Source organism: Rhizobium sp. Root1212 (genome assembly GCF_001424985.1).
Classification (GTDB): domain Bacteria; phylum Pseudomonadota; class Alphaproteobacteria; order Rhizobiales; family Rhizobiaceae; genus Pararhizobium.
In genome coordinates, this window is sequence record NZ_LMDA01000012.1 from 449,542 (window position 1) to 462,890 (window position 13,349).

The window sequence follows — 13,349 nt, forward strand, 5'->3', positions numbered from 1 at the left end:
CGGGAATGCCATGATGTCCGATATCCTCCAGACGCTCATCCTCGGCGAACGGCCGGCCGGCCGCACGCTCATGACAGCCGACTGGCTGTTGGCCTGGCATGAGGGCGGCCACCGGCTGGTGCCGCGCGGCGAGATGGTGATGGAGGATGGCGCGGTGATCTATGCCGGGCCGCATTTTCCGGGCGAAGTCGCCCGCCGCATCGATTTCGGTACGGCGCTCATCAGCCCCGGCCTGATCGATCTCGATGCGCTCTCCGATCTCGATACCTATACGCTGGTTCTCGACAACCAGCCGGGATGGGCGAGGGGCCGCATCTGGCCGCGCTCCTATGTCGAGCGCGGTCCCTATGAAATGTACAGCCCGGAGGAACTGGCCTTCCAGAAGAAATTCTCCTTCGGCCTCCAGCTTCTGAATGGTGTCACCACGGCGGCCCCCATCGCCTCGCTCTATTATCGTGAGTGGGCCGAGACGGTCGCGGAGTTCGACGCGGCGGCGGATGCGGCTGGCGAACTCGGGCTTCGGGTTTTCCTGAGCCCGGCCTATCGCTCCGGCGGCATGGTGCTGGAAGCGCCGGGCAGGATGGTTCCTGTCTTCAACGAGGCGAGGGGGCTTGCCGGCCTGAAGGATGCGATCGCCTTCATCGAGCGGCAGCACGGCCGTCACGGTGGTCTTGTCAACGGCATGCTCGCGCCGGATCGCGTCGAGACCTGTACGCTGGAGCTTTTACAGTGGAGCATGGCGGCAGCCGATGATCTCGATTGCCGGGTGCGGCTGCATATGGCGCAGGGGCCGGCGGAACTCGAAACCATGCGGACCCTGCACGGCGCGACCGGGCCGGGCTGGATGGCAAGCCACGGCCTGCTCAGCGAGCGGCTGATCGCGCCGCACGGCACCTATGCCACGGACGATGACCTTCGACTTTACGCCGAACATGGCGTTTCCATCGCCCATTCGCCGATGGTTTCGGCGCGCATGGGCAGCGTGCTTCATTCCTTCGCGGCCTGCAGCAGGCTCGGCATCAATATCGGCATGGCGACGGATACGGCGCCGCCGGATATGCTGATGAACCTGTTGATGGGTCTCGTCGCCTGCCGCATCAGCGAGAAGAAATCCGACGCGGTGTTTTCCGCCGATCTGTTCGAGGCCGCGACTTTGGGCGGGGCGAGGGCGCTCGGCCGCGACGATATCGGCCGGCTGGCGCCGGGCACGCGCGCCGATGTCGCCGTCTTCCGTCTCGACGATCTCACCATGACCCCGAGCGTCGACCCGATCACGACGCTGGTGCTGGGTGGTTCCGGCAAGGTGACGCAGGCCGTGTTCGTCGATGGCCGGCTTTCCATGCGCGAGGGGCGGGTTGCGGGAATCGATATGGTCGAAGCCCGCAAACAGGCCCAGCGCCAGTTCGACGGGCTCGTCGCCAAATATCCGGACAGGAGCTGGCAGCATCCACCGGTCGAGACGCTGTTTTCGCCGGCTTTTCCGCTGTGGAGAGGGCAGGCGGGAGAATAATGCGGGGGAAAACCCGGCATACTTACGCCAATATTGTCTACAATCCGGTTGACAAATTTGAAGGGCATGTCTTAATAGGCCGCAATAAGAATAAAGGGAGGTTGTGCGCTTGAGGGGCGCTCGTTTGCGGCGGCGGAGGCTGCTGCGGCCGGGTCTCAAGTTTGCTCGGGTCATTGCCGTGTTTTTCCGGCGCCAGTCTTCCAGCTTTTGACGTGATTGATCGAGCCGTCCGGCCGTTGCCGAAGGTGGCTTGAAACCGAGAGGTTCCCATGCTGGTTTTCATCATCAAGCGCCTCGGGAATGCGATCCTGGTGATGCTTGCCGTCGCCTTGCTCGCCTTCCTGATCTTCCGGCTGGCGGGCGACCCCGTCGAGCTGATGGTGGGCGAGCAGACGTCGCAAGCCGACAAGGATGCGCTGCGCGAGCGGCTCGGCCTGAATGACGGCCTGATCACCCAATATGTCCGCTTCGTCGGCGATGCGGCCCAGGGCAATTTCGGCGTTTCCTACCGCAACGGCCAGAAGGTGCTGCCGCTGATCGCCGAACGCTTCCCGGCGACGCTGGAGCTGGTTCTGGTCGCGACCTTCCTGTCGCTGATCGTCGGCCTGCCGCTCGGGGTGATCACCGCAATCAAACGCGGCAAATGGTATACGGAGGGCCTGCAATTCCTCTCCATTGTCGGGGTGTCGCTGCCGAGCTTCGTGGTCGGCATCCTGCTTATCCTCGTCTTCGCCGTCATCCTGGGATGGGCGCCGTCCTTCGGGCGGGGTGACGTGGTGCAGCTCGGCTGGTGGTCTACGGGCTTCCTGACCTCGTCCGGCCGCGCCGCCCTGATCCTGCCCTCGATCGCGCTGTCGCTTTACCAGATCACGCTGGTCATGCGGCTGGTGCGTGCGGAAATGCTGGAAGTGCTGCGCTCCGATTTCGTCAAGTTCGCCCGTGCCCGCGGCATTCCGCGCTGGCGTATCTATTTCCGCCATGCGCTGCGCAACTGTCTGATGCCGGTCGTCACCATGACGGCGATGAATGTCGGCTCGCTGATCGCCTTTGCGCTGATCACCGAAACCGTGTTCCAGTGGCCGGGCATGGGCATGCTGTTCATCCAGGCCGTGACCTTCCTCGACATCCCGGTCATGGCCGCCTATCTCTGCATCATCTCCTTCATCTTCGTCGTGCTCAACACGCTGGTCGATATCGCCTATGCGGTCATCGATCCCCGTCTGCGCACGGCACGCTAACTCAAAGGGGACCGGTTCGATGACCCTTCCGCAAACGGCCACGCAGCCAACGGCAAAGCCTGCCCGTCCGCCGCTCCTGAAGCGCATCCGCAACAGCGATGTCTGGTGGTCCTTCACCCAGAGCCGGGCGGCGCAGATCAGCGCGCTGGTGCTGGCGATCCTGATCCTCGCTGCGATCTTCGCGCCGTTGATCGCTCCGCAGAACCCTTATGACGGCGCTTCGCTCGATATGTGGAAGGCGGAGCTGCCGCCGATCTGGGCGGCAGACGGCGAATGGCCCTATCTGCTCGGCACGGATACGCAGGGGCGCGACATGCTCTCCGCCATCCTCTACGGCACGCGCATCTCCATCGTCATCGGCGTCGCCTCTGTGGTGCTGTCGCTGGTGATCGGCATGGCTGCGGGCCTCGTCGCCGGATATTTCGGCGGCTTCACCGATAACCTCTTGATGCGTATCGGCGACATCACCCTGTCGATCCCGACCATCCTCGTCGCCATTCTGGTCTCGACCGTCGTGCGGCAGATGCTGCCGGAATATCTGCGCGAGGCCGGGGCGTCGGCGGTGCTGGTGCTTGCCATCGCACTTTCCGCCTGGGTGCAATATGCCCGCACGGTGCGCGCCCAGGCGATCGTCGAAAGCGGCAAGGATTATGTCTCGGCGGCGAAGCTCATCGGCGTGCCGGCCCGCCGCATCATGATGCTGCACATCCTGCCCAACACGTTGACGCCGATCATGGTCGCCGCCACGCTGAACTTCGGCATGGCGATCCTGACCGAAGCGACGCTGTCGTTCCTCGGCATCGGCATGCCGCCGACCCAGCCGTCGCTCGGCACGCTGATCCGTATCGGCAACCAGTTCCTGTTTTCCGGTTCCTGGTGGATCGTCCTGTTCCCCGTCATTCAACTCTGCCTGCTGGTCGTCACCGTCAACATGCTCGGCGACTGGCTGCGTGATGCCCTTAATCCGAAACTGAGGTAAGCCCATGCACGATCTTCTTCTCCGCAATGTCAGGCCGATGGCCGGCGAAAGCTGCGACATCCTGATCAAGAACGGCAAGATCGCGGGTCTCGGCAGCTATCAGCCCGAAGCCGGCATGGCCGTGGAAGACGGGCATGGCGCGATCGTCGCGCCGGGCCTGATCGACGCCCACACCCATCTCGACAAGACCACCTGGGGCATGCCCTGGCATGTCAACAACCGCGCCGCCATCCTGCGGGGCCGCATCGATTACGAACGTGAAAACCGTCTGGAAATCGGCATCGATCCGCACCGCCAGTCGATGCGCCATGCCATCGGCCTTGCGGCTCATGGCGCCAGCCACATCCGCAGCCATGTCGATATCGACACCACCCACGGCCTCTCGATCGTCGAGGGCGTCTGGGAAACGCGGGATTCGCTGAAGGGCATCATCGACATCGAGATCGTCGCCTTCCCGCAGTCCGGCGTCATGGTCATGCCGGGCACGGTGGAACTCTTGGATGAAGCCCTGCGTCAGGGCTGCGAAGTTCTGGGCGGCATCGACCCCTGCGGTATCGACCGCGATCCGAAGGGCCAGCTCGACATTCTCTTCGCACTCGCCGTCAAGCACGGCGTCGATATCGACATCCATCTGCATGAGGCCGGCGATCTCGGCGCCTTCACGATGGAACTGATTTTCGAGCGCATCCGCGCCAACGGCATGGAAGGCAAGGTGGCGATCAGCCACGCCTTCGCGCTCGGCATGAACGATTATGTCCGCGTCGGCAAGCTGATCGAAGAGATCGCCCGCCTCGACGTCGCGATCCTGACCACGGGCGCACCGTCTGCCAGCGTGCCCTCGATCATGCGGCTCAAGGAAGCCGGCGTGCGCGTCGGCGGCGGCTGTGACGGTATTCAGGATACCTGGGGTCCGTGGGGCCTGCCGGACATGCTCGACCGCGCCAAGATCATCGGCATGAAGAACGGCCTGCGCTCGGATCACGAGCTGGCCCACGTGCTGCACGTCGTCTCCCAGGGCGGCGCCGATGTCATGCGACTGGAAGGTTACGGCCTCGATGTCGGCTGCAATGCCGACTTCACGCTGCTGACCGGCGAAACGCTCGCCCATGCCGTCGTTGACATCGCGCCGCGGCCGCTGGTCGTCAAGGGTGGTCGCGTCGTTGCCCGTCAGGGCAAGGCGATCGTGGAGATGCCGTGATGAGCGACATTTCTCTCGATCTCGGCCGTCGTCCCGAAGGCCGCACGCTCATCACTGCAAGCTGGGTTGTCGGCCATAAGGACGGCAGCCACCGTCTGCTGCGCAACGGCGAAGTCGTGTTCGAAAACGGCGAAATCCTGTTCGTCGGCCATCGTTTCCCCGGCGAAGTCGCCCGCCGTATCGATTTCGGCAACGCGCTGATCAGCCCCGGCTTGATCGATCTCGATGCGCTGTCGGATCTCGACACCACCATTCTCGGCATCGACCACCATCCGGGCTGGGCCAAGGGCCGCGTCTGGCCGCGCTCCTATGTCGAGGCCGGTCCTTATGAAATGTACAGCCAGGAAGAGCTGGCCTTCCAGAAGCGCTTCGCCTTCGGCCAACTGCTCCTGAACGGTATCACCACGGCCGCGCCGATCGCCTCGCTGTTTTACCGCGAATGGGGCGAAACGGTCGCCGAATTCGATGCGGCGGCCGATGCTGCCGGCGATCTCGGCCTGCGTGTCTATCTCAGCCCCGCCTACCGCTCCGGCGGCATGGTTTTGGAAGAGCCGGGCCGCATGGTGCCGGTGTTTGACGAGGAACGCGGCTTCCAGGGCCTTAAGGATGCCATCGCCTATATCGAGCGGCAGAACGGCCGTCACGGCGATCTCGTGCGCGGCATGCTGGCGCCTGACCGGGTGGAGACTTCGACACTGGTACTGATCCAGCGAACGGATGCAGCCGCCCGCGATCTCGGCTGCAAGTTCCGCCTGCACATGGCGCAGGGGGCGATGGAAGTCGAGACGGTGCGCAAGCTGCATGGCACGACGGCGCCGGTCTGGCTTGCCAAGGCCGGCCTGCTCAGCGACCGGCTGATTGCGCCGCATGCCACCAATGCGACGGAAGAAGACCTCGGGCTTTATGCGGAAAACGGTGTCTCCATCGTCCATTGCCCGCTGGTTTCCGGCCGCGGCGGCAGCATCCTCAATTCCTTCTCCGCCTGCCGCGAGAAGGGCATCAACATCGCCATGGGCACGGACACGACGCCTGCGGATATGTGGATGAACCTGCTGACCGGCCTGATCACCGGCCGCATCGCCGATGGCGCACCGGACAAGCTGCGTTCGGCCGATCTTTTCGATGCCGCTACCATCGGTGGCGCCCGTGCGCTCGGCCGTAGTGACCTCGGCCACCTGTCGCCGGGTGCGCGTGCCGATATCGCCGTCTTCGATCTCGATGACGCGGTCATGGCACCGTCGATCGATCCGATCACGACGCTGGTCACCGGCGGTTCGGGCAAGGTTACCCGCGCCGTCTTCGTCGATGGCCGCGTTTCGATGCTGTCGCGCAAGGTCGCGGGCATCGACATGGAGAGGGCCCGCATTCGGGCACAGGCCCAGTATGACGGGCTGATCGCCAAATATCCCGAGCGAAGCTGGGCCAATCCCCCGGTTTCGGAAATCTTCCCGCCGAGCTATCCGATCGAGGTGGACGCAAATGGGTGAAGCACAACAGGCGGTCATCGATGTCCGCAACCTGAAGGTCGAGTTTCCGGGCCGTCGCGGCACGGTGACGGCGCTGTCCGATGTCAGCCTTTCGATCCGCGCCGGGGAAATCCTCGGCGTGGTCGGGGAATCCGGGGCCGGCAAGTCGATGACCGGCCTTGCCATCCAGGGGCTGCTCGAACGCCCCGGCCACATCGCCGATGGTGAAATCTGGCTCGGCACGCGCCGCATCGATACGCTCGGCGACAAGGAAATGGAAAAGATCCGCGGCCGCGAAATCGGCGCGATCTTCCAGGACCCGCTGACTTCGCTCAACCCGCTGTTCACGGTGGGCGCGCAGCTCACCGAAACCATCCGCCAGCATCTGTCGCTCGGCAAAACCGAGGCTAGGGCGCGCGCGATACAGCTTTTGCGCGATGTCGGCATTCCCTCGCCAGAAGAGCGGGTCAACCACTATCCGCACCAGTTTTCCGGCGGCATGCGCCAGCGCGTGGTGATCGCGCTCGCACTTTCGGCTTCCCCGAAGCTGGTGATCGCCGACGAGCCCACGACGGCGCTCGACGTATCGATCCAGGCACAGATCATTTCGCTGCTGCGTCGACTCTGCAAGGAGAAGCAGACGGCCGTGATGCTGGTGACTCACGATATGGGTGTCATCGCCGAAGCAGCCGATCGCGTCGCCGTGCTCTATGCCGGCCGCCTCATCGAAATCGGCCCGGTCGAGCAGGTGCTGCATGCGCCGCGCCATCCTTATACGCAAGGCTTGATGGCCTCGATCCCGTCGCTCGGCGCTCGGGTGGAAAGGCTGAACCAGATCGACGGCTCGATGCCGCGGCTCGATGCCATTCCGACCGGCTGCGCCTTCAATCCGCGCTGTCGCTCCGCCGGCCCGCGCTGTCTGCGCGAACGCCCCGAACTCACCGCTGTCGGCGATGGCGCCAGCGCCTGCTGGATGAATGCAGGAGGAACCGCATGACCGTATCCGCTCAGAAAGCGCCGGCGCTCACCGTTCGCGGCCTGTCCAAGACCTTCGACGTTTCCGCCCCCTGGCTGAACCGCGTCATCGAGCGCAAGCCCCGCCAGTTCGTACAGGCCGTCAACGGTATCGATTTCACCGTGCCGGCCGGCGGCTGTCTCAGCATCGTCGGCGAAAGCGGCTGCGGCAAGTCGACCGTGGCGCGGCTGGTGACCGGGCTGTTCAACCCGAGCGCCGGCGAGATCCGCTTCGCGCCGGGCCGCAAGGGTGCGCCCTTGTCCGCCCAGATGATCTTCCAGGACCCCTATGCGTCGCTCAACCCGCGCTGGCGGGTGAAGAACATCATCGCCGAGCCGCTGCGCGAGCTGAAGCTGCGCGAGACGGCGGCCGAGGTGACCGAGCGCGTGGAAGAACTGCTGCGCACCGTCGGCCTTTCGGCCTCGGACGGCGAGAAATTCCCGCACGAGTTTTCCGGCGGCCAGCGGCAGCGCATCTCGATTGCCCGCGCCCTTGCCAGCGAGCCGGAATTCCTCGTCTGCGACGAGCCGACCTCGGCGCTCGACGTTTCGGTGCAGGCGCAGGTGCTGAACCTGATGCGCCGGCTGCAGGACGAACTGGGGCTGACCTATCTCTTCATCAGCCACGACATGAGCGTCGTGCGCCATATGTCGGATCGCATCGCGGTGATGTATCTCGGGCGCATCGTCGAAGAGGGGGAGACGGAAGAGCTTTTCGCCAACCCGCGCCACCCCTATACGCAGCTTCTGTTGCAGACCATTCCCAACATCGCCGCGCCGCAGCGCGACCGGGAGCTTGCGGGCGGCGAAGTGCCGAGCCCGCTAAAGCCGCCGTCGGGCTGCACCTTCCATCCGCGCTGCCCGATGGCGACCGCGCGCTGCTCGGCGGAAGTGCCGGCCGTGCGCACGCTATCGTCAGGCACGCGCGTCGCCTGCCATCTCGCAACGGATGAGGTTGTGCCTGCTTGAGGTGGCGACAGGGGCGGCAATCTCGCTCGTCCCCTCTCCCCGCGTGCGGGGGGAGGGCTAGGGTGAGGGGCGGGAAAGCCTCTTCACCGGCAGAGATCGCGGTACTGCCCCTCATCCGGCCTGTCGGCCACCCTCTCCCCGCAGGCGGGGAGAAGGGATACGCGGGACCCTCTCGCTTCCAATCTTCTCACGGCAGGGGAAAGGGACAGGAGAGGAGCTTACGCCAGCGCGGCGCGCAGGTCGTGGGAAAGGTCGCGGATTTCGCTGAGGTCGAGTTCGGATTCGACGTGTTCGAGATGATGCGCCATCAGGTGGGTCGCCTTGTCGGCATCGTTGGCGGAGATCGCCTCGACGATTTCGGCATGCTCGTCCGGCCCGCAGTTGAAGCGGTTGGTGTTGCGGTAGACGGCGGTGATCAGCGAGGAGCGGGAGATCAGGTCCCGCATGGTGGTGAACAGGAAGTCGGAGCCGACCGTCTCGGCCAGCAACAGGTGGAAACCACCGGAGAGCTTGATGATATCGGTGGTGACATCCTGGGTATTGGCGACCCGCTCCCTGGCGACATGCTCGCGCAGGCGCTTCAGATCGGCCTTGGAGACCGATTTGCACAGGCGCTCGACGACGCAGCGCTCCACCGTGCGGCGCACGAAAAACACGTCGCGGGCTTCCTCGACGGAGGGCTTGGAAACGAAGGCGCCGCGATTGGGAATGATGGTGACGAGGCCGTCGCGCTCCAGCACGGTCAGGGCCTGGCGGATGCGGGCGCGGCTGACGTTGAAGATGGCCGCCAGCTGCTCTTCCTTCAGCTGGACCCCCGGACGCAGCCGGCGTTCGGCGATGGACAGCCAGACTTTCTCGACAATTTGCTGTGTGGACGAGCCGGTTTGCTCGGTCATCAAATTCACTCCCCGTTGTCTTTAACAAGCGTGATGCGGCGGGAAAAGTCAACTGCAACAATAGGATTTTGATTGCAGAATTGTCAACAATATGAAATCATATTGTAGATTATAGATCGGGGTAAAACCATGGAATTCGACTTTACCGCGCTTGAGGCGCAAAGCCGCTATCGCCTGCTGACCAACTTCATCGGACCGCGGCCGATTGCGCTGGTGACGACCCGCTCCGAGGCCGGCCACAACAACGCGGCGCCGATGAGCTTTTTCAATGTCTTCTCCCATGATCCGCCGATCGTCGTGCTCGGCATCCAGCCGCGCCTGTCCGGCGAGGAGAAGGATACGACGGCCAATATCCGCCGCACCGGGGAATTTGCCATCAATATGGTCGACATGACGATCTCGCAGCACATGCTGGTCTGCGGCCTCGGCTTCGACAGCGAAGTGGACGAGCTTTCCATGGCGGGACTCACCGCCACGCCCTGCAAGCAGATCGATGCCAGCTATGCGGCGGAATCGCCCTGCGTCTTCGAATGCCGGGTCGAGCGGCTGATCGAGTATCCGCGCCGCACGCTGGTTCTCGGCGAAGTCGTGCACATGCACGTGCATCGCGAATGCATGGATGCCGAGGGGCATTATGTCGATCCCGAGCGCTACCAGCCGATCGCCCGCCTGCACGCCGACAACTACGTCACCTCCGATCGCCAGTTCGTCCTGAAGGCCCCGCCGATCACCGATTTTATCAAGCCGCAGGGCAAGTAAGGGCGAAGAAGGTTCATTTCATGCACATCCGCATCATCAATCCCAATTCCACAGCGTCGATGACCGCCCAGGCGCTGGAAAGCGCCTTGCGCGTCAAGCACCAGGATACGGATGTTTCCGCCGTCAATCCGACGACCACGCCGGTCAGCATCGAGGGCGTCGCCGACGAGGCCGTCTCCGTGCCGGCCATGCTTGACGAGGTCCGCAAGGGCGAGCGCTTGGGCGTGGATGCCTATGTGATTGCCTGCTTCGACGATCCCGGCCTGCATGCGGCGCGCGAAGTGGCGCGCGGGCCGGTGATCGGCATCTGTCAGGCGGCCGTTCAGGTGGCCATGACCATCAGCCGCCGCTTCTCGATCATCACCACGCTGCCGCGCTCGATCTCGATCATCGAGGATCTGGCGCACGAATACGGCGCCGGCCACCATTGCCGCAATGTCCGGGCGATCGATCTGCCGGTGCTCGGCCTCGAGGAGAACCCGATGGAGGCCGAACAACTGCTGATCCGCGAAATCGAGCTGGCGAAGAAGGAAGACCGGGCGGAAGCCATCATTCTCGGCTGCGCCGGCATGTCGGCGCTCTGCGATCGGCTGCGCGAGGCGACCGGCGTTCCGGTGATCGACGGCGTGACGGCGGCGATCAAGCTCGCCGAAGCGCTGGTCGGGGCCGGCTATGCGACGTCGAAGGTCAATTCCTACGACTATCCGCGCGTGAAGGAAACGAAGATGGCGGCCTGCGCGTAAGCCGGTAGGTAGTGGCTCCCACCCTGTCGTCATCCTCGGCCTTGTGCCGAGGATCTTCCAGCATACCCTCACGAATGGAGAGGCTGGAAGATGCTCGGGACAAGCCCGAGCATGACGGAAGGAAAATAATTTCAGATATTTATCTGCTCACGCATACCGCGCGATAGCCAGATCGGTGGCGTCGATCTCGGGCTTCCTTCCCGAGACGAGATCGCTGATCACCCGCGCCGAGCCGCTGCTCATCGTCCAGCCGAGCGTGCCGTGGCCGGTGTTGAGGAACAGGCCCTTGATCTTCGTTCCACCGATGACCGGCGTGCCGTCCGGCGTCATCGGCCGCAACCCCGACCAGAAGCTTGCCTTCGACACATCGCCGCCGGGGAAGAGGTCGGTGACGGAGTGCTGCAGCGTCAGGCGGCGCGGCTCGCCGAGGTCGTTGGTGTAGCCGGAAATCTCGGCCATGCCGCCGACGCGGATGCGGTCGCCGAGACGGGTGATGGCGATCTTGTAGGTCTCGTCCATGACCGTTGATTCAGGGGCGCGCGAGGCGTCGGTGATCGGGATGGTCAACGAATAACCCTTGACCGGATAGACCGGCAGGCGGATGCCGTGCGGCTGCACGAGCAGCGGCGAGAAGCTGCCGAGCGCAACGACGACGGTATCGGCCTCAAGCGTCCCGTGCGCGGTGACGACGCCGCGGATGCGGTCGCCGTCGACATCGAGCCCGCGGATGATGCTGCCATAGTTGAAGCGGACGCCGAGCGCCTTTGCCTTTTCCGCCAGCGCATTCGAAAACTTGAAGCAGTCGCCGGTCTCGTCCTTGGGTGTCAAAAGGCCGCCGACGATCTTGTCGCGAACATGGGCGAGCGCCGGTTCCGAACGGATGCAGCCGTCGCGATCCAGCACTTCATAGGGAATGCCGTCGGCGGCGAGCGCCTTCACGTCCTTGGCCGAGGCGTCGAGCTGCTGCTGGGTGCGGAAGAGCTGCAGCGTACCCTGCATGCGCTCGTCATAGGTGATGCCGGTTTCTTCGCGCAGGGCCGCCAGCGAAATGCGGCTGTAATCGGCAAGCCGCAGCATACGGCTCTTGTTGATCGCATAGCGGGACGAGGTGCAGTTCGATAGCATCTGCAGCATCCAGCGGATCATCGCCATATCGACCTTCGGCCGCAGGATCAGCGGTGCGTGCTGCATGAAGATCCACTTCAGCGCCTTGCGCGGAATGCCGGGGGCGGCCCAGGGCGAGCAATAGCCGAAGGAGACTTCGCCGGCATTGGCGAAGCTCGTTTCCAGCGCCGGGCCGGGCTGGCGGTCGACGACCGTGACCTCATGGCCGGCCTTGGCAAGCTGGTAGGCAGTGGTGACGCCGATGATGCCGGCGCCGAGAACGATGACTTTCATGGAAACCTCTTGGAAGGGATCGCAGCTTGCGGCTCAGCGATAGTGGCGATGATAACGGGAACCGAGCCCGGTCAGGATCTCGTAGGAAATGGTGCCGGCATCGCGGGCGATGTCCTCCAGCGTCTGGTGCGGCCCCAGCACTTCGACGAGGCTGCCGAGCGACAGTGTCTCGGGCGGCAGCGCCGAGATATCGATGCTGGTGCTGTCCATCGACACGCGGCCGACGATCGGCAGGCGCACGCCGTCGTAATAGACCGCCCCGCGCGAGCTGAGGCTGCGCGGCAGGCCATCGGCATAGCCGGCGGCAATGGTGGCGAGCCGCATTTCGCTGGCCGCGACATGGGTGCCGCTATAGCCGATGAGGGCGCCGGCCGGCACGGTACGCGTCTGGGTGACGGCGACGGAAAGATGCACCACCGGCTCCATCGGGTTTTCGCCGCCGCCATAGGGCGCGCCGCCGTAAAGAGCGATGCCCGGCCGCGCCAGCACGCCGTGATAATCATTGCCAAGGAAGACGCCGCCCGAATTGGCAAAGCAGATATCGAGGCCCGGAAATTCCCTGCCGATAAAGCGCATTTCGGAGAGCTGGCTGGCATTTTGCGCGCTCGTTGCTTCATCGGCCGAGGCGAGATGGCTCATGACGAAGAGGATATCGAGATCGGAAGTCTCCTGCAGCGCGGCCGAAAGGGCGGCACGCTCCTGCGGCGGGAAGCCGAGGCGCGACATGCCGGTGTCGAATTGCAGCACGGCGGGCAGTGTGCGGCCGAGCGAGCGGGCGGTTGCCGCCCAGCGTTCGAACTGTTCCAGCGAATTGACGACAGGGATGATGTTGCCTTCGGCGCAGGCGGTTTCGTTGCCCGGCAGCAGGCCGCCCAGCACGAAGACGGCGGCATCGGCGGGAAGAGAAGGGCGCAGCCGTGTCGCTTCGATGAAATGGGCGACGAAGAAATGGCGGCAGCCTTCGCCATAGAGCGCCTGCGAAACCTTGACCGCACCAAGCCCATAGGCATCCGCCTTGACGACGGCTGCGGCGCGGGCCGGCGTCAGGAGGCCTGCAAGCTTGCGGTAGTTGCGGCAGAGAGCGCCAAGGTCGATATCCAGATAGCCGGTTGCGCCGGGCGCATCGGTCTGGCCGATCCCGGAGTTGACGATGCTCTTGTCCATGCTGCCCTCCCGGAC

General features: G+C 64.3%; 11 protein-coding genes and 1 pseudogene. 9 read left to right on the forward strand and 3 right to left on the reverse strand.

The annotated features are described in order from the left end of the window. Positions 1 to 10 precede the first annotated feature (10 nt). The 7 genes from ASC86_RS14210 to ASC86_RS14240 all read left to right on the forward strand — a co-directional run bounded on the left by ASC86_RS14210 (position 11) and on the right by ASC86_RS14240 (position 8,374). On the forward strand, positions 11 to 1,510 hold the full coding sequence (locus ASC86_RS14210) for an amidohydrolase family protein (protein ID WP_056322110.1): 1,500 nt from the start codon (positions 11 to 13) through the stop codon (positions 1,508 to 1,510). Positions 1,511 to 1,779: 269 nt separating this feature from the next. Further along, entirely contained in the window at positions 1,780 to 2,748 is a 969-nt protein-coding gene (locus ASC86_RS14215; RefSeq protein WP_056322113.1) for an ABC transporter permease, read from the forward strand. Between the two features lie 19 nt (positions 2,749 to 2,767). Continuing rightward, a complete protein-coding gene (locus ASC86_RS14220; RefSeq protein WP_056322115.1) occupies positions 2,768 to 3,727 on the forward strand; it encodes an ABC transporter permease in 960 nt (319 codons plus the stop codon). A gap of 4 nt (positions 3,728 to 3,731) precedes the next feature. Continuing rightward, positions 3,732 to 4,925 carry an amidohydrolase family protein gene (locus ASC86_RS14225; protein ID WP_056322118.1) on the forward strand — a complete coding sequence of 398 codons (1,194 nt, stop codon included), beginning with the start codon at positions 3,732 to 3,734 and terminating at the stop codon, positions 4,923 to 4,925. Next, positions 4,925 to 6,412, forward strand: coding sequence for an amidohydrolase family protein (locus tag ASC86_RS14230; protein ID WP_056322120.1), 1,488 nt, complete (start codon positions 4,925 to 4,927; stop codon positions 6,410 to 6,412). Before ASC86_RS14225 ends, ASC86_RS14230 begins: the two co-directional genes overlap by 1 nt. After that, positions 6,405 to 7,388, forward strand: coding sequence for an ABC transporter ATP-binding protein (locus tag ASC86_RS14235; RefSeq protein ID WP_056322124.1), 984 nt, complete (start codon positions 6,405 to 6,407; stop codon positions 7,386 to 7,388). The genes ASC86_RS14230 and ASC86_RS14235 overlap by 8 nt, the downstream gene beginning before the upstream one ends. After that, complete coding sequence (locus ASC86_RS14240; protein WP_056322127.1) at positions 7,385 to 8,374, forward strand: oligopeptide/dipeptide ABC transporter ATP-binding protein; 990 nt, start codon at positions 7,385 to 7,387, stop codon at positions 8,372 to 8,374. Before ASC86_RS14235 ends, ASC86_RS14240 begins: the two co-directional genes overlap by 4 nt. Positions 8,375 to 8,592: 218 nt before the next feature. On the opposite strand, the gene ASC86_RS14245 is transcribed toward ASC86_RS14240, so the two are convergent. Beyond that, a complete protein-coding gene (locus tag ASC86_RS14245; protein ID WP_056322130.1) occupies positions 8,593 to 9,270 on the reverse strand; it encodes a GntR family transcriptional regulator in 678 nt (225 codons plus the stop codon). A gap of 129 nt (positions 9,271 to 9,399) precedes the next feature. On the opposite strand from ASC86_RS14245, the gene ASC86_RS14250 reads away from it, so the two are divergent. Both ASC86_RS14250 and ASC86_RS14255 read left to right on the forward strand, forming a co-directional pair. Then, positions 9,400 to 10,029 carry a flavin reductase family protein gene (locus ASC86_RS14250; RefSeq protein ID WP_056322132.1) on the forward strand — a complete coding sequence of 210 codons (630 nt, stop codon included), beginning with the start codon at positions 9,400 to 9,402 and terminating at the stop codon, positions 10,027 to 10,029. 20 nt (positions 10,030 to 10,049) lie between these two features. Continuing rightward, positions 10,050 to 10,772, forward strand: a complete 723-nt coding sequence (locus tag ASC86_RS14255; RefSeq protein ID WP_056322135.1) for an aspartate/glutamate racemase family protein — start codon at positions 10,050 to 10,052, stop codon at positions 10,770 to 10,772. A 147-nt stretch (positions 10,773 to 10,919) separates the two neighbouring features. Here the strand turns inward: ASC86_RS14255 and ASC86_RS14260 are convergent. Together ASC86_RS14260 and alr are read right to left on the reverse strand one after the other, a co-directional pair. After that, positions 10,920 to 12,185: pseudogene (locus ASC86_RS14260) on the reverse strand (D-amino acid dehydrogenase); the annotation flags it as partial. 18 nt (positions 12,186 to 12,203) lie between these two features. Further along, complete coding sequence (gene alr / locus ASC86_RS14265) at positions 12,204 to 13,334, reverse strand: alanine racemase (protein ID WP_056322140.1); 1,131 nt, start codon at positions 13,332 to 13,334, stop codon at positions 12,204 to 12,206. Positions 13,335 to 13,349 lie beyond the last annotated feature (15 nt).